Consider the following 19,976-nt stretch of genomic DNA (forward strand, 5'->3'; position numbering starts at 1 on the left):
TACCCACATTTCCAAAAAGCTTCCATTGGCGCTGGCGCGCTTCTGCTTGACTCTAAACCTGACTTCAACGTTAGCGTCTGGCGCCGATTGGGCAAGAGCGCACTTAACCATCCAGTCAGGAGCCACAGCATGAGCCAGCAAGACCACCCCGTGACGCAGATGAAATGGATGATCTATGGCGCCTACGGGTATACCGGCGAGCTGATCGCCCGCGAAGCCGTCAAGCGTGGGCTCAGGCCGGTGCTGGCGGGGCGCAGCCGCGGCAGGATCGAACCCTTGGCCCGGGAGCTGGGGCTTGAGGCACGTATTTTCGGGCTGGATGACGAGGTGCGACTGCTGGCACAGATCAAGGGGCTTGGCTTGGTTCTGCATTGCGCGGGGCCGTTTTCGGCGACCGCCGCACCAATGATGGACGCTTGCCTGCGGGCCCATTCGCACTACCTGGACATCACTGGCGAGATCGCCGTGTTCGAGCATGCCCAGTCCCTGCATGAGCGTGCGCAAGCGGCGGGCGTGGTGATGTGCCCCGGCGTCGGCTTCGACGTGATCCCCACCGACTGCGTCGCCGCCGCACTCAAGGCCGCGCTGCCGGATGCAACGCACCTGGCCTTGGGGTTCGATTCGCGCTCCAGCTTGTCGCCGGGCACCGCCAAGACTTCGATCGAAGGCCTGGCCCAGGGCGGCAAGGTACGTCGCGAGGGGAAAATCGTGTCTGTACCCTTGGCCTATCGGGTGCGTCGTATCGACTTTGGCGCTGGAGAGAAGCTTGCCATGAGCATTCCTTGGGGGGACGTTTCCACGGCCTATCACACCACCGGCATTGCCAATATCGAGGTGTTCGTGCCGGGCTCCGCCGGCATGATTCGCGGCGCCAGGTTCGCCAACTTCATTCGCCCGCTGCTGGGCTTGTCGTTCGTGCAGAAGCGGCTCAAGGCACACATCGGCAAGACCGTGATCGGCCCGGATGACGAAAAGCGCGCCGATCAGGGCACCTATGTCTGGGGCGAAGCCCGTAACGCTCGCGGCGATTGCAAGGTGGCGCGCGTGCACACCACCAATGTCTACAGTCTGACGGTCTACGGTGCGCTGACGGTGGTCGACTACCTGTTACAGGCGCGCCCGGCTGGCGGTGCCTACACGCCTGCGAGGTTGCTGGGCGCCGATCTGGTGACGCGCTTGCCAGGATCGGGCGCCTTGAACATCGAATAGGTGGTGTCCGATGAAACTGTCGGATGAAGTTGAAAAAAGCTATTGACCTTCAAGTTCACTTCAAACTTAGGCTGGCCCCAGTCAAATGAGGGACTGCCCATGAATGTGTTCGACACCCTGATGCTCCCCAATGGTTCGACCATCAAGAACCGCGTCGCCAAAGCCGCCATGGAAGAGAACATGGCGGACGCCGACCAGGCGCCCTCCGAAGAACTGATGCGCCTGTATCAGGCGTGGGCCGATGGTGGCGCCGGGCTGATAATCACAGGCAACGTGATGGTCGATGGCCGCGCCATGACCGGGCCGGGCGGCGTGGTGCTGCAGGATGACCAGCAACTGGACAAGTTCAGGCGCTGGGCACGGATCGGTCGATCCGGCGGTGCGCAGTTCTGGCTGCAGATCAATCATCCCGGCCGCCAGATGCGGGCAAGCCTTGGGCAGAAGACCTGGGCACCGTCAGCCATACCGCTGAACCTGGGCAAAATGTCCAAGCACTTCGCCACGCCCCACGCGATGACCCCCAGCGTGATCGAAGAGGTTATCCAGCGCTTCGCACGGGCTGCGCGCCTCGGTGAAGAGGCCGGTTTCACCGGCGTGGAAATCCACGCGGCCCATGGCTATCTGTTGAGCCAGTTCCTGTCGCCGCTGACCAATCAGAGAACGGACGAGTGGGGCGGCTCCCTGGAAAACCGGGCACGCCTGCTGCTTGAGATTGTCACGGCGGTACGGGCCGTGGTTTCCCCAGGCTTTGCGGTGGCGGTCAAACTCAACTCGGCCGATTTCCAACGTGGCGGATTCACCGCCGATGACGCGAAAAAGGTGGTTGAGCTGCTCAACGACCTGGGTGTGGATCTGGTCGAGTTATCCGGTGGCAGCTACGAAGTGCCGGCCATGCAAGGCGAGGCGCGCGATGGTCGCACTCTGGCGCGTGAGGCCTATTTCGTCGAGTTTGCCCGTGACATCCAGACCGTCGCCAGGATGCCGGTGATGGTCACCGGTGGCGTACGCCGGCGTCCCATTGCCGAAATGGTCGTCAAGAGTGGCGTGGACATGGTCGGTATCGGAACGGCCCTGGCCATCGATCCCTACCTGCCGCGTGATTGGCTTCTGGGTAAAGACAATGCACCGCAATTGCCACCGATCACCTGGAAAAACAAGGCCATCGCGTCCTTGGCCAACATGGCGGTCGTCAAGTTTCAGCTGCGCAAACTCAGCCAGGACAAAAAGCCCTATCCAGGCGTGTCACCGTTACGCGCGCTGCTCTTGCAACAGCTCGCCAATGCCTGTCGCACTCGCCAATACCGGCGGTGGATAGAACAGCGTTCGGCGTGATTCGATGCCCATTTCAACCGCAAAGGCTCAAGGGTGAAATCCACTTTGGCGAGTGACTGACAGCGTCTGCTTTTGGCCGAACGCAGGCTGTCAGTCCCGCTCACACCCGCGCCAGCAGTAGCAAATACATCCTTTCAAGCAGATTCCTGCACTCCCGCCATGCGGCACCCAGCCCACGTTGTTCATATTGCTCGAACAGTTCGAAGCGCTCCAGGCGCAATCCGGTAGTGCGCAGGGCCAGGCAGTCGGCTGAGGCCAGTCGGGACAGGCTGGCATCTAACACACGATAGGGCTGGCTCGACTGAATCAGCCACCCCAACTCAGTTTGCTCGGCATTGCAAAACAACAACTGGCAATTCGCGTTCAGCTCTCGGTCAAGAATCGAGTTCAGCCGCTCTCGCAGGAGGTCGGCTGGCTGGAAGGCGCTGCCCCTCAAATGGGTGACAAGCAGAAATCGGGCGCTGGAGGTGATGATCAAAATTCGTGGCCTGCCTCGACGGAGGAGAGTGGGAATTAGCTCACTCTCGGCCCGTGCTGGGGAAGGGGAAAATTCTGAAATGGAGGTGGGAATCGGCTCAGGCGACTACAGAGTTTCCTGGGTTATTTCGGATACAGCGGCGGCAGGCTGCTGGTGTCGGCCAGTGGGGCCTGGACGTGTTCGGCGATCGGGATGGCGCGGATCGCGCGCCACAGTTCTTCGCCTTGCCAGTAGTGGCCGGTTTCGCTGTAGAGCGCGCCGTTGAGGCCGTCCAGGGCGTCGGACAGGGGCACGAAGCGGGCGGCCATGTCGGCCAGGGTTTCCGGTTGCTGGCGGGCCCAGGCGTCCAGGGCCTGGCGGGTGGCTTGCGGGTCGTTGGCCAGGCAGGCGCGCTTGAGGTCGTCGAGCAGGGTGCGCGGGTTGGGGCCGGCCTGCACAGCGCGCAGGATTGCCGGTTGCCAGCGCGCGCGCCACCAGAGGCCGAAGCCGAGCAAGGTGGTGCAGGCCAGCAGCAGGGTGCTGAGTTTCCAGGCCCACAGCGTGCCGCTGTCGCCACCGGCGCCAGATGGCGTCGCACCGGCCGGGGTGTCCACCACCAGGCTCGGGTTGTTCGCCACCTGCAGGGTGCGCGCCGGCAGGCTGCTGCGTTCCAGGTGGTCCTCATGGGTGTTCCACCAGACCACCTCCAGCGCCGGCAGGTCGATGCTGCCGCTGCGGTTCGGCACCAGGGCCTGGCTGTCTTCGCGGCTGCCGATCAGCCCGCGGTCGCTGACTTGATTGCTCAGTTGCGGCTGGTCCGGGTAGCTGCGCAGGCCGTTGGCTTCGGTCACCGGCAAGGGTGGCAGCTGCGAGCTGGACAGGCCCTCGGCCTTGAGGGTCAGGCTGCGGGTCAGCGAGTCGCCGACCTGGCTGTGGTCCGGCTCGGGGTTCCAGCTTTCCCCCAGGCTCAGGCTGCGGGCCGGCAGCCAGGGCGCGTCGGCCGGGTATTCGGCCGGCTTGGCCTTGACCGTCAGCGGCATCTGCGCCGAGCTCACGTGCATCAGCTTGCCCGGCTTCAGGCCCAGGGGCGCCGGGTCCTGGGTGCTGGCAGTGTCGGCCAGGGTGGCGCTGAAGGTCAGCTCCGGAATGTCCAGCACGCCGCTGTGCTGGGGGAAGATCGCGTAGCGGATCTCGATCACGCCGTGGCGCACGCCGTTGATGACTTTTTCATAGGTGCGCGACTCGCCGAGCTGTTCGACCCGGGCGTCGTCGATCTGCAACGGCGTCAGGCTGCTGTCGTCGTACAGCGACACCGAGTGATAGATGTGCAGGGTCAGCACCGCCTGGGCCTGCACGTAGACGCTGTCCTGGTCGAGGCTGGCGTCGATGAACACCGGCTCCAGCGGCGCGCTGTCGCTGCGGCTTGCGCTTTGCAGCACCTGCAGGGTGATCGGCTGGCTCTGTACTTCGCCCAGTTGCAGGGGCGGGATCACCACGGTGCCGGTGGTCCTGGGCAGCAGGGTGATGATCCAGCGGGTGATGGCGCGGTTGTCGCCGTTGAGGCTGGTCAACTGGTTGACCTGGCGCGTGCCCTGGACCTCGAACTGCGCTTGCAGCGGGGTCAGGTCGGGTTTGCCGAACAGCGTGACATTGTTGGATTCCAGGGTCAGCTCGACGGTTTCCCCAGAGTTCACGCGGCTGCGGTCGACACTGGCGACCAGCCCCTCGGCCCGGGCCGCAAAGGCGCCGAGTGTCAGTACAAGCGTGAGTAAGAGGGCGGTGAAGCGGGTCATCGAATTTTTCCCTGATCCTGATGTTGTTGCTGTTCGTACCAGAACTTGCGGCGCAGCAGTTCGCCCGGATCGTCCGGAATCTGCCGCAGCCATTGTTCCAATGCCTGACGGTGTTCGCCGTCGAAATTGTCCTGGGCATCGCGCAGCGGCGGCGTGGTGGTCTGTTCGTCGCCCAGTTCGCTGCCGGGAACCGCATCGTTGCCCGGGGTGGCGACCTCGTCGTCCGTCGACTCGTCGGCGCTGGTGGGGTGGCTGTTCTCCGGCGGCTGCTGGCCCGGGGTGACCGGTGCCTGGGTCGCCGCGCCGGCTTGCGGCGGCTGGCGGGTTTCGTCGTTGTCCTGGCTTTCGCCCTTGGCCGGTTCTTCCGGCGGCGCGGGCTCGGTTTCCTGCAGCAGGCGCTCGACCAGGGCCTTGTTCTTTTGCGCGGCGGCAAGCTCCGGTTGCAGCTCCAGGGCCTGCTCGTAGGCATCCAGCGCGGCTTCCAGCTCGCCGCTCCTGGCCAGGGCGTTGCCACGATTGTAGTGGGCGCGGGCGTCGTTGCCTTCGGCAAAGCGCTGAGCGGCAGCGGCGTAGTTGCCGGCCTCGTACAGCGCCACCCCTTGCCACTGTGGGTCCTCGAAATGCTGCGCCGCCTCGCCGGGCCGCTTCTGTTCCAGCAGGCGCTGGCCCTGCTGGTCGGGGCGCAGCCACAGGTCGTTGAACTCGAAGGCGTAGCTGGGCTGCGGCACGGCGAACAGCAGCAGCGGCAGGCAGAATAGCCAGCCGCGGCGCCCGGCGCAGGCGGCCAGCAGCAACAGCGGCAGGAGCAGCCAGTAACCCTGGTCGGCCCAGGTGTCCAGGCGCAGGGTCTGGCCGTCGCTGCGCAGGTTCTGCGGACCGCTGAGCAGGCCCAGGCCGCGCAGGTCGTTATCGTCCAGGCGCGCCGGGCGATAGCGGCCGCCGACCTCGCCGATGAAGCGCTTCAGGCTCGGACCGTCGAGGCGCGACATGAGGATCGCGCCCTGTTCGTCCTTGAGAAAGCTGCCGTCTTCCTGGGCCACCGGCGAGCCCTGGCGGCTGCCGATCCCGAGCATCAACAGCTGCGGCGCCTGGCCACCGAGGGCCTGGCGGATGCCTTGGCGTTCCTGCTCGCTCAGGGACGAGCCGATCAGCAGGATCCGGCCCTGGCCCAGTGCACCCTGGTCCAGTAGCTTCAAGGCTTTTTGCAGGGCCAGGTCGGCGCGATGGCCGGGCTGGGGCATGATCGACGGCTTGAGGGCTTCCAGCAGGTTGCGGCTGGTGGCCAGGTCGTCCGACAGCGGCACCAGGGTGTGGGCGCTGCCGGCATAGAGCACGATTGCCGTCTGCGCATCGCTGCGTACCTGCAACAGGTCCAGCAGCTTGCGCCGGGCCTGTTCCAGGCGATTGGGCGGGACGTCGCCGGCGAGCATTTCCGGGGTCAGTTCCAGCAGTACCACCAGCGGGTCGGCCGGTTTCTGGCTGGTCTGTTCGACCCGCTGCCAGCCGGGGCCGAGCAGGGCCAGCACGGCGAGAATCCAGGCCAGGCCGAGGGCGATCCACGGCAGTTTGCTTTCGCGGCCGTTGCCGCCGCTGAGCAGGGCGGCGTGAAAGGCCGGCGGCAGGATCATCTGCCAACGGCCAGCGCGTTTCTGCCGGTGCCACAACTGCCACAACAGCCAGCCGAGCAGCGGCAACAGCAGCAGCCACCAGGGGCGGAACCAGTGGGGCCAGAGTTCGGCCCAGAACGGCGCGCTCATCGACGCCTCCGCAGGCGCAGGCGTTTGAGCCGTTCGCGCCAGTCTGGCAAAGGTTGCAGAAAGCGCTCGCGGGTGAAGAAGCGTTGCAGCGGATGGTCCGGCCAGCGCTCGCGCACCACCAGCAGCATGCTCAACAGCAGCGCCGCGGCCAGCGGCCAGCTGTACAGCGCCTGTGCCGAACGGGCCTGGGTCGGCTGCTGGGTCACCGGTTCCAGTTGGTCGAGGGTGTCCTTGATCGCTTGCAGTTCCTGGCTGTCGCGGGCGCGGAAATAGCGCCCGCCAGTGGCTTCGGCGATGGCCTTGAGGGCCGTCTCGTCGAGGTCCAGGCTCGGGTTGAGGCCGAGAAAACCCAGGGTGCCGCTTTGCTCCGGGTCGGCGCCGATGCCGATCGGGTAGATCTTCACGCCTTCTTCGGCGGCCAGGCGGGCGGCGGTCAGCGGGTCGATTTCGCCGCCGTTGTTGGCGCCGTCGGTGACCAGGATCAGCACCCGGCTCTGCGCCGGACGCTGGCGCAGGCGCTTGAGCGCCAGGCCGATGGCGTCGCCGATGGCGGTGTTTTTGCCGGCGATGCCGATCTTCGCTTCGTCCAGCCAGACGCGCACGGTGTGCCGGTCGAAGGTCAGCGGCGCTTGCAGGTAGGCCTTGCTGCCGAACAGGATCAGGCCGACGCGGTCGCCTTCGCGGCTTTCCAGGAAGTCGCCGAGCAGGTGCTGGACCAGGTTCAGGCGGCTGACGTCTTCGTCCTGCCATTGCATGTCGGGGAAGTCCATGGAGCCGGAGACATCCACCGCCACCAGCAGGTCGCGACCGCTGGCGGCCACCGGCAGCGGTTCGCCCAGCCATTGCGGGCGGGCGGCGGCCACCAGCAGCAACAGCCACAACAGAATGAACGGAGCCTGCTGGCGCCAGGTCGGCAGGTTGGCTCGGGCGCGGCGTCTGGCCAGGCCTTCCAGGTCGCTGAGGAAGCTGACTTTTAGCGCCGGTTCGCCGCTGTCGGCCACCGGCAGCAGCACCCGCAGCAGCCAGGGCAGCGGCAGCAGGGCGAAGATCCACGGCCAGGCGAACTCAAACATGTTTGCGAATCCAGATTTCCACGGCCTGGGTCAGGCCGGCGATGGCCTTGTCGTCGAGCTTGCACTCGGGCTTGTAGGCGCCTTCCACCAGGACCATCCAGCGCGTGAGGCCGGCCGCCGGGCAGCGGTTGTCGAGGAACGCCAGCCACTTGCGGCCGTTGAGGGTATGGCTCTGGCTGTAGGGGTAATGGTTGCGGCACAGGCGCTTGAGCAAGCCATTGAGTTGTTGCAGCCAGGCGCCGGCGGGCGCGCCGTCGTAGGGCTTGGGCAGCAGCGCCAGTTCGGCGAGGGCGGCCAGGCGCAGAGGGTCCAGCGGCTGTTCGGCGCGGGGCAGGGCGCGTTGGCGCGGCCAGAAGCGCTTGAGCCGCCACAGGCCAAAGCCGAGCAGCGGCAGCAACACCAGCAACAGCCACCAGCCCGGTGCCGGCGGCCACAGGCCGATGGCGGGCGGGGCGATCAAGGGCTGCAGTTGCTCGAGGCTGCTCATCGGGTTTTCCCCGGGCGTTGCGGGTTCAGGTACTCGCGCAGTTGCTCGACCATTTCGCTCTGGGTGCTCAGGGGCATCAGCAGCACCCGCAGCTTCTGCGCCAGCAGTTCCCAGCGGGCGATGCGCGCTTCGCTCTGCGCCCGATAGGCCTGGCGCAGTTCGTAGTTGAGGGTGTCCAGCTCCAGCTGCGCGCCGCGTTCGGCGAAACGCAGCAGGCCGGCGGCGGGCAGGGCGTGGTCCAGCGGGTCGGACAGCGGCATCAGCAGCAAATCGCAATGCCGCGACAGCAGGCTCAGTTGCTGTTCGGCGGCGTCGCTCAGGGCACGCTCGTCGCAGATCACGATCACCAGGCTGCCCGGGCGCAGCACTTCGCGGCCACGGCGCAGGGCGGTGCCGAGGGCGTCGCGCTCGGGTTCGGTTTCGCTGTGCAGCGACTGGTTGACCCGCACCAGGCGGTTGAGCAGTTGCAGCAGGCTCTGTTTGCTGCGCCGTGGCTTGATCTCGTAGTGCTCGTCGTCGCCGAACACCAGGCCGCCGACCCGGTCGTTGTGGCCCAGGGCGGCCCAGCCGATCAGGCTCGCGGCCTGGGCGGCGAGCACCGACTTGAACATCAGTCCGGAACCGAAGAACAGCCGCCGGCTCTGCTCGACCATGATGAAGATCGGCCGTTCGCGTTCTTCGTGGAACAGCTTGGTGTGGGGTTCCTGGGTGCGCGCGGTGACGCGCCAGTCGATGCTGCGCACGTCGTCGCCGGCCTGGTAGACCCGCACCTGGTCGAAGTCGACGCCACGGCCGCGCAGCTTGGAGTGGTGCAGGCCGACCAGCGGGCTGCGCTGGCTCGGCGTGGAAAACAGCTGCACTTCGCGCACGCGATGGCGCATCTCGATCAGCTCGGCGAGGCTGACGCGGATGCCCGGGGCATCGACAGGGCTGGCGTTCATCGGGGTCAAGCGACGGCTACGACGTCGAGAATCCGCTGGACCACCCGGTCCTGGTCGATGCCGGCGGCTTCTGCTTCGAAAGACAGAATGATGCGGTGGCGCAACACATCGAACAGCACCGCCTGGATGTCCTCGGGGCTGACGAAGTCGCGCCCGGCCAGCCAGGCGTGGGCCCGGGCGCAGCGGTCGAGGGCGATGGAACCGCGCGGGCTGGCGCCATAGGCGATCCATTCGGCCATCTCCGGGTCGAACTTGGCCGGGGTGCGGGTGGCCATCACCAACTGCACCAGGTATTCCTCCACGGCGTCGGCCATGTACAGGCCGAGGATTTCCTTGCGCGCGGCGAAGATCGCCTGCTGGCTGATGCGGCGCTCGGGCTTGGTTTCGCCGTTCAGTGCCTCGCCACGGGCCTGCTGCAGGATGCGCCGCTCGACGGCGGCGTCGGGGAAACCGATCTTCACGTGCATCAGGAAACGGTCGAGCTGGGCTTCGGGCAGCGGGTAGGTGCCTTCCTGCTCGATGGGGTTCTGCGTGGCCATCACCAGGAACAGCGGCGACAGCTCATAAGTGCTGCGGCCGACGCTGACCTGGCGCTCGCCCATGGCTTCGAGCAAGGCCGACTGGACCTTGGCCGGGGCGCGGTTGATTTCGTCGGCCAGCACCAGGTTGTGGAAGATCGGCCCTTGCTGGAACACGAAGCTACCGGTTTCCGGGCGATAGATTTCGGTGCCGGTGATGTCGGCCGGCAACAGGTCGGGGGTGAACTGGATGCGATGGAACTGCGCTTCGATGCCTTCGGCCAACTCTTTGATGGCCTTGGTCTTGGCCAGGCCCGGGGCGCCCTCGACCAGCATGTGGCCGTCGGCGAGCAGGGCGATGAGCAAGCGCTCGATGAGTTTTTCCTGGCCGAGAATCTGCGTTGAAAGAAAGGTTCGCAGCGCGAGTAGCGCTTCACGATGTTCCATCGATGACTGTTCCTGCAGAGGGTGACCGAGGGCGTTCGAATAACGCCAGGGCTGGGGGCGTTACTTTAATCCATCCGGGCCCCCGGCGACTAACGGCACCTGGCAAATTTCTGTAAATAACCGGCAACCCCCGGGTCGTATCACGAGACCTGGGGGGGAGGAAGGCGGCAGGTGCCTGGCGCGTCGCCCTGACGGCCGCTGCGTCGGAATGCCTGCGCACTGGGTCTACCTGAAACTCCGCGTCGCCCGGTTGACGGCCGCTGCGCGCCCGATCGCAGCCTCGCTGCGCTCGGCAGCGGCTACAGGTAAAGGCCAGGGCCAGGGCCAGCGCCGCCCCGTGGAAACCGGAGTCGTGCGTGGTCCTGTAGCCGCTGCCGAGCCCGCGAGGCTGCGATCGAGGACGCAGTCCTCGCAAGGCCTGCGCACCGGGCCTACCTGAAACTCCGCGGCGTCCGATTGACGGCGCGTCAGTGGCGGGTGCTCAGTTCTTGAAGCTGGAGTGCTTGCGGCCCTGGTCGCACAGGGCGAAGACCACCACCATCACCGCCGAGACCGCCAGGATCAGCGCCACCCCGTCGGTCGAGTGGGTCGCCGAGTTGGCCACCAGGGCCAGCCCGCCCAGGGGCGCCAGGCCGCCGGCGATGGCGGTGCCGATTTCACGGCCGGTACCGAAGCCGGAGGAGCGGGTCTGGGTCGGGAACTGGCGGCTGAGGAACGAGCCCTGGGGCGCGAACATCATCGGCGCCAATACCCCGGTGCCGATGGCGATGGCCAGGTAGATCATCAGCGGCTCGCCGGTATTGAGCAGGCTCAGGAACGGATAGGCGAACAGCACCGAGCACAGGCCGCCGAGCATCAGCACCTTCTTGCTGCTCCACTTGTCGCAGAGCCAGCCGAAGCAGGGCACGGCGACTATCGCCACCAGGCTGGCGATGGTCACCGACAGCGAAGTGACATGGGCCTCGACGCCTTTGTACTGGGTCAGGTAGGCCAGGGAGAAGGTCTTGAAGATGTAGCTCAGGGCGTTGTAGCCGATGGCCACGAACAGCACCACGGCCAGGCCCTTGAGGTCGTTCTTGAACAGCAGCTTGAGGGGCGAGGCCTGGGCGCTGTCCTTTTCCTGCGCCTTGTCCAGCTTCTCGAACTGCGGGGTTTCCGGAATGCTGCGCCGCACCCACAGGCCGACGCCGACCAGGGCGATGCTGCAAACGAACGGAATGCGCCAGCCGCCGGAGAGCAGGAAGTCGTTGCCGTTCATGGTCAGCAGGTAGACGGTCAGCGACGACAGCAGCAGGCCCAGGTTCAGGCCCAGCGCCGGCCAGGCCCCCTGGCTGCCGCGCTTGCCTTCGCTGGCGTGTTCATAGGAGGTCACCGCCGCGCCGGACAGCTCGGCACCGGCACCCAGGCCCTGGATGATCCGCACCAGCACCAGGATGATCGGCGCCCAGATGCCGATCGAGGCATAGCTGGGAATCAGGCCGATCAGCGTGGTGCACACACCCATCATGCAGAAGGTGATGACCAGCACCTGCTTGCGCCCGAACCGGTCGCCCAAATAGCCGAACAGCACGCCGCCGAAGGGCCGGGCGATAAAGCCGATGGCAAAGGTGGAGAACGCCAGCAGCGAGGCGACTTTCGGGTTGCTGGGATCGAAGAAGATTTTCGAGAAGACGATGGCCGCCATGGTGGCGTACAGATAGAAGTCGTACCACTCCAGCATCGAGCCGAAGATGGTCGCCGCCGCGACCTTGCGCAGGCGTTTTTGTTTTTGTTGCGGCGTTTCGCATGCGGCCGGGGCCGCCTCATGGACTGACATCTGAGGATTCCTTGTTGTTTGTAGTTATTTTCAAGCGGGCGCCAGGCACCCGTGCAGCGGGGATCAACGGGCTTTGCGGATTCTCTCGGCAATCATCTGGCCGATGGGGATGGCCGAGGTCGCGGCCGGCGAGGGGGCATTGCAGACGTGGACCATGCGCGGGGTTTCGGCGAACAGGAAGTCGTGCACCAGGGTGCCGTCGCGCATCACCGCCTGGGCGCGAATCCCGGCCTCATACGGCAGCAGGTCGGCGACTTCCAGGGACGGGCAGTATTTGCGGCACTGTTCCAGGTAGCCACGCTTGAACAGCGAGTTCTTCATTTCCGTGGTGCCGGAACCGAGGTTGTTCCAAATGGTTTTCCAGAAACCGGGGAAGGCGGCGTACTCGGCCACGTCGCGCCAGTTGATGGAGAACTTGCGATAGTTTTCCCGGCCCAGGCCGAGCACGGCGTTGGGGCCGACGGTGACGCTGCCGTCGATCATCCGGGTCAGGTGCACGCCGAGAAACGGCAGCTCCGGGTCGGGAATCGGGTAGATCAGGTGATTGACGATGGCGTTCTTCGCCGCCGGCAGGCGGAAGTACTCGCCGCGGAACGGGATGATCTGGTGGTCGATCCTGACCCCGGCCAGGGCCGCCAGGCGATCCGATTGCAGGCCGGCGCAGGCCACCAGCTGGCGGGCGCTCCAGACCTTGTCGTCGCTGCTGATGGTGACCTTGTCGGCGCTTTCGACGATGGCGCGCACGGTCGTTTGCAGCTGCACTTCGCCGCCGGCCTTCTGGATGACCCGGGCCATGGCTTCGCACACCTGCTTGTAGTCGACAATGCCGGTGGCATCGAGGAACAGGCCGCCGAGGCCGACGATGTTCGGTTCGCGCCGCTGCAGCTCTTGCGCATCCAGCCGTTCGACCTTCAGGCCGTTCTGCTGCGAGCGCTCGTACAAGGCATGCATGCGCTCGACTTCCAGTGGCGTGGAGGCCACCAGCAGCTTGCCGCAGACCTCGAACCTGATCCCGTGCTCGGTACAGAAATCCTTGGTCGCCTGGGCGCCGCGCTTGCACAGGTCGGCCTTGAGGCTGCCCGGGGCGTAGTAGATGCCGGCGTGGATCACCCCGCTGTTGTGGCCGGTCTGGTGCCGGGCCAGGACGTTTTCCTTTTCCAGGATCAGCAGCGAGGCGCCGGGCTGGCGTTCGAGCAGCGCCATGGCGGTGGCGAGGCCAACGATGCCGCCGCCGATGATGCAGTAGTCGTAGATCATGCAGATGTCACCTTGGTTATTCTTGTTCGAGTCTGATCATCAGGTTGTCAGACAAGGCTAAGCAAACAAAAGACGCTGCGCGGCAGCGTCCGCCAGACAGTGGGTTACAGGGGGTTAATCGATACTCGGCAGGTCGATTTTCAAGCGTTTGGCCGCGGCTCGCAGGTGCGCTTCGGCGCAGGCGGCGGCCTGCTGCCGGTCACCGGCGGCGATGGCTTCGTACAGCGCCTGGTGTTCGCGGCCGGCATCGGCGGAACCGCCGACCGAATGGGCCGCCGAGTTTTCCCAGGCGGTGCGCCGCGCTTCGGCCAGCTGGCCACGAAGAAAATCATGGAAGGCGACGAAGTAGTGGTTCTTGCTGGCGTCGGCGATGGCCCGGTGGAACTCCACGTCGGCGAGGGCGGCCGCAGCCAGATCGCTGCGCTGGTCGTGCATCTCCTGCAGGGCGCTGCGCATGCGTTGCAGGTCGGCGTCGTCGCGGCGCTGGGCGGCGATGGAGGCGGCCTGGGTCTCGATCCACAGGCGCATTTCGAACATCTGCACCAGGTCGGGCTTGCGGCCCTTCTGGCTGGGAAAACGGAACACGCTGCCGTTGGGATTCTGCGAAATGAACGAGCCCAGCCCGCGGCGGCTGACCAGGATGCCGTCGGCCTTGAGTTGCGCCACGGCCTCGCGCACCACCGAGCGGCTGACGTTCAGTTGCTCGGTCAATTGCTGTTCGGTCGGCAGGCGCGATTCGGCGGTCAGGCGGCCGGCATCGATCTCCTTGCGGATCGCGTTGACCACTCGTTCGACCAGGGTGTCGGGGCGCTGGAGCTGAAGCATGGAAGAGGGGCTCGCAAGTCAGGTTGTCAGACAATGCCGGGGCGCCGGTTTCTTGTCAAGAAACCAGTCGGTGGCTCGTAGCTCCAAGCTCCAAGCTCCAAGCTCCAAGCTCCAAGCTTGTAGCTTAAAGCTTGTAGCTCAAAACTCTCTGATATAGGTGCCGGTGCCCTTGAGGATGTTCTGCAGGGTTTCCTCGACTTCCGCCAGGTCGGCCGCCGCGGTGTTGTGCAGGATCTCCAGGTGATCGCTGCCATTGAGCGCGTCGGCGTCGGCCGCGGCGATTTCGATCAGCAGGCGGGTCGGGCCCAGGGTGACTTTCACCCCGTCCAGGGTCGAGGGTTCGCCGTCCAGGGTGATCTCCAGTTCGTCCTCGTCCGGGTAGCGGGTCATCAGGAACATCTCGCCCTGGTTGCTGTGGCAGCAGAGCATGGCCATGTTGTCTTCTTCGTCGTCGCACGGGTTGGCGATCAGGTGGGCGGTGGTCATTTGCATGGGGCGAGTCCTGGGTCTGGCTCCGCTGGGGGAGCGGGGCGAACAAAGTGCAATTCTGCCAGCCCGGGGGAATTTCTGCTGCTTTGTGTGTCAGAGAGTGGGTTCCCGGCGCGGGCCGTTTCTGGCACGACAGTCCCGTAAAGCCTCGGCGCGGCCGCCGTTTTGTCCGGCGGCTGCTAGTGTTGTTCAAGGCCTGGCCCGCCAGTTGCCTGCCAATGACCGAATATGTCGCAGCACCGCAAGCAGCGCGCTTGCCGCACTCGTTAAGCTGCGCAACGGATGAGCACCTGTAAAGGCATTGCCCGGCGCACCGCGGCAGTCGTTTTTGCAGATGCCCATCCGGGAACGGTGAATGTGACCTGAGCGTCTCGTACAGCTTCACCACCCTGTCATCCTGCGACCTCTGCCCGAGATCCAGGAGCAGGATGACCGACACCCCCGCAAGGGGATTGCATGCGACGCTTTACTCAATAACAAGCCCAAGCGGAGTACCACAGATGGCGTTCTTCACCGCAGCCAGCAAGGCCGACTTCCAGCACCAACTGCAAGCGGCACTGGCGCAGCACATCAGTGAACAGGCACTGCCACAAGTGGCGCTGTTCGCTGAACAATTCTTCGGCATCATTTCTCTGGACGAACTCACCCAGCGTCGCTTGTCCGACCTGGCGGGCTGCACCCTTTCTGCCTGGCGCCTGCTTGAGCGCTTCGACCACGCGCAACCGCAAGTGCGCGTCTACAACCCCGATTACGAACGTCATGGCTGGCAGTCGACCCACACCGCGGTCGAAGTGCTGCACCATGACCTGCCGTTCCTGGTGGACTCGGTCCGCACCGAGCTGAACCGTCGCGGCTACAGCATCCACACCCTGCAGACCACCGTGTTGAGCGTGCGTCGCGGGAGCAAGAGCGAGCTGCTGGAAATCCTGCCCAAGGGCACCCAGGGCGAAGGCATCCTGCAAGAATCGCTGATGTACCTGGAGATCGACCGCTGCGCCAACACCGCCGAGCTCAATGTCCTGAGCAAGGAACTGGAGCAGGTGCTTGGCGAGGTGCGCGTCGCCGTGGCCGATTTCGAGCCGATGAAAGCCAAGGTCCAGGAACTGATCGATGGCATCGGCAACAGCCAGTTCGAGATCGACGCCGATGAAAAGGGCGAGATCAAGAGCTTCCTGGAATGGCTGGTGGGCAACCACTTCACCTTCCTCGGCTACGAAGAGTTCGTGGTGCGCGAGGACCACCACGGTGGCCATATCGAGTACGACCAGGACTCCTTCCTCGGCCTGACCAAGCTGCTGCGCGCCGGCCTCACCGTCGACGACCTGCGCATCGAAGACTACGCCGTGAACTACCTGCGCGAACCGACGCCGCTGTCGTTCGCCAAGGCCGCCCACCCAAGCCGTGTGCACCGTCCGGCCTACCCGGACTACGTGTCGATCCGCCAGATCGATGCCGACGGCAATGTGCTCAAGGAATGCCGCTTCATGGGCCTGTACACCTCGTCGGTGTACGGCGAAAGCGTGCGGGTGATTCCTTATATCCGCCGCAAGGTGGAAATCATCGAACAGCGCTCCGGCTTCCAGGCCAAGGCGCACCTGGGCAAGGAACTGGCCCAGGTCCTCGAAGTGCTGCCGCGCGACGACCTGTTCCAGACCCCGGTCGACGAGCTGTTCAACACCGTGATGTCGATCGTGCAGATCCAGGAACGCAACAAGATCCGCGTGTTCCTGCGCAAGGACCCGTACGGTCGTTTCTGCTACTGCCTGGCCTATGTGCCGCGCGACATCTATTCCACCGAAGTGCGGCAGAAGATCCAGCAGGTGCTGATGGATCGCCTGAAGGCCACCGACTGCGAGTTCTGGACCTTCTTCTCCGAGTCCGTGCTGGCGCGCGTGCAACTGATCCTGCGGGTCGACCCGAAGAACCGCATCGACATCGACCCGCTGCTGCTGGAAAAAGAAGTGGTGCAGGCCTGCCGCAGCTGGCAGGACGACTACGCCGCGCTGACCGTCGAAAGCTTCGGCGAAGCCCACGGCACCAACGTCCTGGCCGACTTCCCGAAAGGCTTCCCGGCCGGCTACCGCGAGCGCTTCGCCGCGCATTCGGCGGTGGTCGACATGCAGCACCTGCTGAGCCTGACCGAGGCCAACCCGCTGGTGATGAGCTTCTACCAGCCGCTGACCCAGTCCACCAGCCAGCCGCTGCTGCACTGCAAGCTGTATCACGCCGATACCCCGCTGGCGCTGTCCGACGTGCTGCCGATCCTGGAAAACCTCGGCCTGCGCGTGCTCGGCGAGTTCCCGTATCGCCTGCGCCACGCCAGCGGCCGTGAGTTCTGGATCCACGACTTCGCCTTCACCGCGGCCGAAGGCCTGAACCTGGATATCCAGCAGCTCAACGACACCCTGCAGGACGCCTTCGTCCACATCGTGCGTGGCGATGCCGAGAACGACGCGTTCAACCGCCTGGTGCTGACCGCCGGCCTGCCATGGCGCGACGTCGCGCTGCTGCGTGCCTACGCCCGTTACCTGAAGCAGATCCGCCTGGGCTTCGACCTGGGCTACATCGCCAGCACCCTGAACAACCACACCGATATCGCCCGCGAGCTGACCCGGTTGTTCAAGACCCGCTTCTACCTGGCGCGCAAGCTCGGCAGCGATGACCTGGAAGACAAGCAGCAACGCCTGGAGCACGCGATCCTCAGCGCCCTGGACGATGTCCAGGTGCTCAACGAAGACCGCATCCTGCGTCGCTACCTGGACCTGATCAAGGCCACCCTGCGGACCAACTTCTACCAGACCGACGCCAACGGCCATAACAAGTCGTACTTCAGCTTCAAGTTCAACCCGCACTTGATTCCCGAGCTGCCCAAGCCGGTGCCGAAGTTCGAAATCTTCGTCTACTCGCCGCGCGTCGAAGGCGTGCACCTGCGCTTCGGCAACGTTGCCCGTGGCGGCCTGCGCTGGTCCGACCGCGAAGAAGACTTCCGTACCGAAGTCCTCGGCCTGGTAAAAGCCCAGCAAGTGAAGAACTCGGTGATCGTGCCGGTGGGCGCCAAGGGCGGCTTCCTGCCGCGTCGCCTGCCAGTGGGCGGCAGCCGGGACGAGATCGCGGCCGAAGGCATCGCCTGCTACCGTATCTTCATCTCCGGCCTGCTGGACATCACCGACAACTTGAAGGACGGCGCCCTGGTGCCGCCGGCCAACGTGGTGCGTCACGACGACGATGACCCGTACCTGGTGGTGGCGGCGGACAAGGGCACCGCGACCTTCTCCGACATCGCCAACGGCATCGCCATCGACTACGGCTTCTGGCTGGGCGATGCGTTCGCTTCCGGCGGTTCCGCCGGTTACGACCACAAGAAAATGGGCATCACCGCCAAGGGCGCGTGGGTCGGCGTGCAGCGCCACTTCCGCGAGCGCGGCATCAATGTCCAGGAAGACAGCATCACAGTGGTGGGCGTCGGCGACATGGCCGGCGACGTGTTCGGCAACGGCTTGCTGATGTCCGACAAACTGCAGCTGGTCGCGGCCTTCAACCATATGCACATCTTCATCGACCCGAATCCGGACCCGGCCACCAGCTTCGCCGAGCGCCAGCGCATGTTCGACCTGCCGCGTTCGGCCTGGAGCGACTACGACACCAGCATCATGTCCGAAGGCGGCGGCATCTTCTCGCGCAGCGCGAAGAGCATCGCCATCTCGCCGCAGATGAAAGAACGCTTCGACATCCAGGCCGACAAGCTGACCCCGACCGAGCTGCTCAACGCCTTGCTCAAGGCGCCGGTGGACCTGTTGTGGAACGGCGGTATCGGTACCTACGTCAAGGCCAGCACCGAAAGCCACGCCGATGTCGGCGACAAGGCCAACGATGCGCTGCGGGTCAACGGCAACGAGCTGCGCTGCAAGGTGGTGGGCGAGGGCGGCAACCTCGGCATGACCCAGCTGGGTCGTGTGGAGTTCGGCCTCAATGGCGGCGGTTCCAACACCGACTTCATCGACAACGCCGGTGGCGTGGACTGCTCCGACCATGAAGTGAACATCAAGATCCTGCTCAACGAAGTGGTGCATGCCGGCGACATGACCGACAAGCAGCGTAACCAGTTGCTGGCGAGCATGACCGACGAAGTCGGTGGCCTGGTGCTGGGCAACAACTACAAGCAGACCCAGGCCCTGTCCCTGGCGGCCCGTCGTGCCTTCGCGCGGATCGCCGAGTACAAGCGCCTGATGAGCGACCTGGAAGGCCGTGGCAAGCTGGACCGCGCCATCGAGTTCCTGCCGTCGGAAGAGCAGCTCAACGAGCGCGTCGCCGCCGGCCACGGGCTGACCCGTCCGGAACTGTCGGTGCTGATCTCCTACAGCAAGATCGACCTCAAGGAACAGTTGCTCAACTCCCTGGTACCGGACGACGACTACCTGACCCGCGACATGGAAACCGCGTTCCCGCCGACCCTGGTCAGCAAGTTCGCCGAAGCCATGCGCCGCCACCGCCTCAAGCGCGAGATCGTCAGCACCCAGATCGCCAACGACCTGGTCAACCACATGGGCATCACCTTCGTGCAGCGCCTGAAGGAGTCCACTGGCATGAGCCCGGCCAACGTGGCGGGCGCCTATGTGATCGTGCGTGACATCTTCCATCTCCCGCACTGGTTCCGCCAGATCGAAGCCCTGGACCACCAGGTCTCGGCCCAGGTGCAACTGGAGCTGATGGACGAGCTGATGCGCCTTGGCCGTCGCGCCACCCGCTGGTTCCTGCGCAGCCGTCGCAACGAGCAGGATGCCGCCCGTGACGTCGCGCACTTCGGTCCGCACCTGGCGGCGCTGGGCCTCAAGCTCGACGAACTGCTGGAAGGCCCGACCCGGGTCGGCTGGCAGACTCGCTACACCGCCTACGTCGAAGCCGGCGTGCCTGAGCTGTTGGCGCGCATGGTGGCAGGTACCACCCATCTGTACACCCTGTTGCCGATCATCGAGGCCGCGGATGTCACCGGGCACGACGCCGCCGATGTGGCCAAGGCCTACTTCGCCGTGGGCAGCGCCCTGGACCTGCCGTGGTACCTGCAGCAGATCAGCGATCTGCCGGTGGCCAACAACTGGCAGGCCCAGGCACGCGAAGCCTTCCGCGACGACGTGGACTGGCAGCAGCGGGCGATCACCATCTCGGTCCTGCAAATGGCCGATGCGCCACAAGACATGGAAGCCCGCGTGGCCCTGTGGCTTGAGCAGAACCAGAGCATGGTCGAGCGCTGGCGCGCGATGCTGGTGGAAATCCGTGCCGCCAGCGGCACCGACTACGCCATGTACGCGGTGGCCAACCGCGAGTTGCTGGACCTGGCCATGAGCGGTCAATCGGGCCTTGTAGCGGCCTGATCGAGCGGTAAATGAAAAAGCCCCGTATCGCGAGATACGGGGCTTTTTTCATGGCCTCAAGAAATGTCGTAGCTGCCGCAGGTTGCGATGGTCCGACCATGCTGGTCGCAGGGTCTCAGGCGCCTGCAAGATCCCTGCGAGCGTTCCGCTCGATCGCAGCCTGCGGCAGCGGCTACAAAAAGCACACCGCTCCTACGGGATATCTG

At 65.2% G+C, this 19,976-nt stretch carries 14 protein-coding genes; 3 read left to right on the top strand and 11 right to left on the bottom strand.

The genetic code is table 11. From position 1 onward, the window contains the following. Nucleotides 1-129 precede the first annotated feature (129 nt). Both CXQ81_RS16140 and CXQ81_RS16145 read left to right on the top strand, forming a co-directional pair. Nucleotides 130-1,209: a trans-acting enoyl reductase family protein gene (locus CXQ81_RS16140; RefSeq protein ID WP_101337793.1), complete on the top strand. Its 1,080-nt coding sequence runs from the start codon at nucleotides 130-132 to the stop codon at nucleotides 1,207-1,209. A 99-nt stretch (nucleotides 1,210-1,308) separates the two neighbouring features. Next, the gene (locus tag CXQ81_RS16145) at nucleotides 1,309-2,541 is read left to right on the top strand and encodes an NADH:flavin oxidoreductase/NADH oxidase family protein (protein ID WP_101337794.1); all 1,233 of its coding nucleotides are present in this window, start codon (nucleotides 1,309-1,311) and stop codon (nucleotides 2,539-2,541) included. 100 nt (nucleotides 2,542-2,641) lie between these two features. On the opposite strand, the gene CXQ81_RS16150 is transcribed toward CXQ81_RS16145, so the two are convergent. The 11 genes from CXQ81_RS16150 to CXQ81_RS16200 form a co-directional block, all read right to left on the bottom strand. After that, a complete protein-coding gene (locus CXQ81_RS16150; protein ID WP_101337795.1) occupies nucleotides 2,642-3,019 on the bottom strand; it encodes a hypothetical protein in 378 nt (125 codons plus the stop codon). Nucleotides 3,020-3,141: 122 nt separating this feature from the next. After that, nucleotides 3,142-4,791 carry a BatD family protein gene (locus tag CXQ81_RS16155; RefSeq protein WP_101337796.1) on the bottom strand — a complete coding sequence of 550 codons (1,650 nt, stop codon included), beginning with the start codon at nucleotides 4,789-4,791 and terminating at the stop codon, nucleotides 3,142-3,144. Next, nucleotides 4,788-6,548: a VWA domain-containing protein gene (locus tag CXQ81_RS16160; RefSeq protein WP_101337797.1), complete on the bottom strand. Its 1,761-nt coding sequence runs from the start codon at nucleotides 6,546-6,548 to the stop codon at nucleotides 4,788-4,790. Before CXQ81_RS16160 ends, CXQ81_RS16155 begins: the two co-directional genes overlap by 4 nt. Next, nucleotides 6,545-7,621, bottom strand: coding sequence for a VWA domain-containing protein (locus CXQ81_RS16165; RefSeq protein WP_101337798.1), 1,077 nt, complete (start codon nucleotides 7,619-7,621; stop codon nucleotides 6,545-6,547). Before CXQ81_RS16165 ends, CXQ81_RS16160 begins: the two co-directional genes overlap by 4 nt. Beyond that, nucleotides 7,614-8,108: a DUF4381 domain-containing protein gene (locus CXQ81_RS16170; protein WP_007925765.1), complete on the bottom strand. Its 495-nt coding sequence runs from the start codon at nucleotides 8,106-8,108 to the stop codon at nucleotides 7,614-7,616. The genes CXQ81_RS16165 and CXQ81_RS16170 overlap by 8 nt, the downstream gene beginning before the upstream one ends. After that, nucleotides 8,105-9,049 (bottom strand): DUF58 domain-containing protein, encoded by a 945-nt coding sequence (locus CXQ81_RS16175; RefSeq protein WP_007925772.1) that lies wholly within the window; start codon nucleotides 9,047-9,049, stop codon nucleotides 8,105-8,107. The genes CXQ81_RS16170 and CXQ81_RS16175 overlap by 4 nt, the downstream gene beginning before the upstream one ends. A gap of 5 nt (nucleotides 9,050-9,054) precedes the next feature. Further along, a complete protein-coding gene (locus CXQ81_RS16180; protein WP_007925774.1) occupies nucleotides 9,055-10,014 on the bottom strand; it encodes a MoxR family ATPase in 960 nt (319 codons plus the stop codon). A gap of 481 nt (nucleotides 10,015-10,495) precedes the next feature. Next, on the bottom strand, nucleotides 10,496-11,830 hold the full coding sequence (locus tag CXQ81_RS16185) for an MFS transporter (RefSeq protein WP_101337799.1): 1,335 nt from the start codon (nucleotides 11,828-11,830) through the stop codon (nucleotides 10,496-10,498). A gap of 63 nt (nucleotides 11,831-11,893) precedes the next feature. After that, nucleotides 11,894-13,087: an L-2-hydroxyglutarate oxidase gene (gene lhgO / locus CXQ81_RS16190; RefSeq protein WP_101337800.1), complete on the bottom strand. Its 1,194-nt coding sequence runs from the start codon at nucleotides 13,085-13,087 to the stop codon at nucleotides 11,894-11,896. Between the two features lie 114 nt (nucleotides 13,088-13,201). Beyond that, the gene (locus tag CXQ81_RS16195; protein WP_007925785.1) at nucleotides 13,202-13,912 is read right to left on the bottom strand and encodes a FadR/GntR family transcriptional regulator; all 711 of its coding nucleotides are present in this window, start codon (nucleotides 13,910-13,912) and stop codon (nucleotides 13,202-13,204) included. A gap of 138 nt (nucleotides 13,913-14,050) precedes the next feature. Then, nucleotides 14,051-14,404 (bottom strand): hypothetical protein, encoded by a 354-nt coding sequence (locus tag CXQ81_RS16200; RefSeq protein WP_092418642.1) that lies wholly within the window; start codon nucleotides 14,402-14,404, stop codon nucleotides 14,051-14,053. Between the two features lie 497 nt (nucleotides 14,405-14,901). Between CXQ81_RS16200 and CXQ81_RS16205 the strand changes: the two genes are divergently transcribed. Then, complete coding sequence (locus CXQ81_RS16205; RefSeq protein ID WP_101337801.1) at nucleotides 14,902-19,770, top strand: NAD-glutamate dehydrogenase; 4,869 nt, start codon at nucleotides 14,902-14,904, stop codon at nucleotides 19,768-19,770. Nucleotides 19,771-19,976: the final 206 nt, after the last annotated feature.

The organism is Pseudomonas sp. 09C 129, assembly GCF_002843625.1.
Taxonomy (GTDB): Bacteria; Pseudomonadota; Gammaproteobacteria; order Pseudomonadales; family Pseudomonadaceae; genus Aquipseudomonas; species Aquipseudomonas chlororaphis.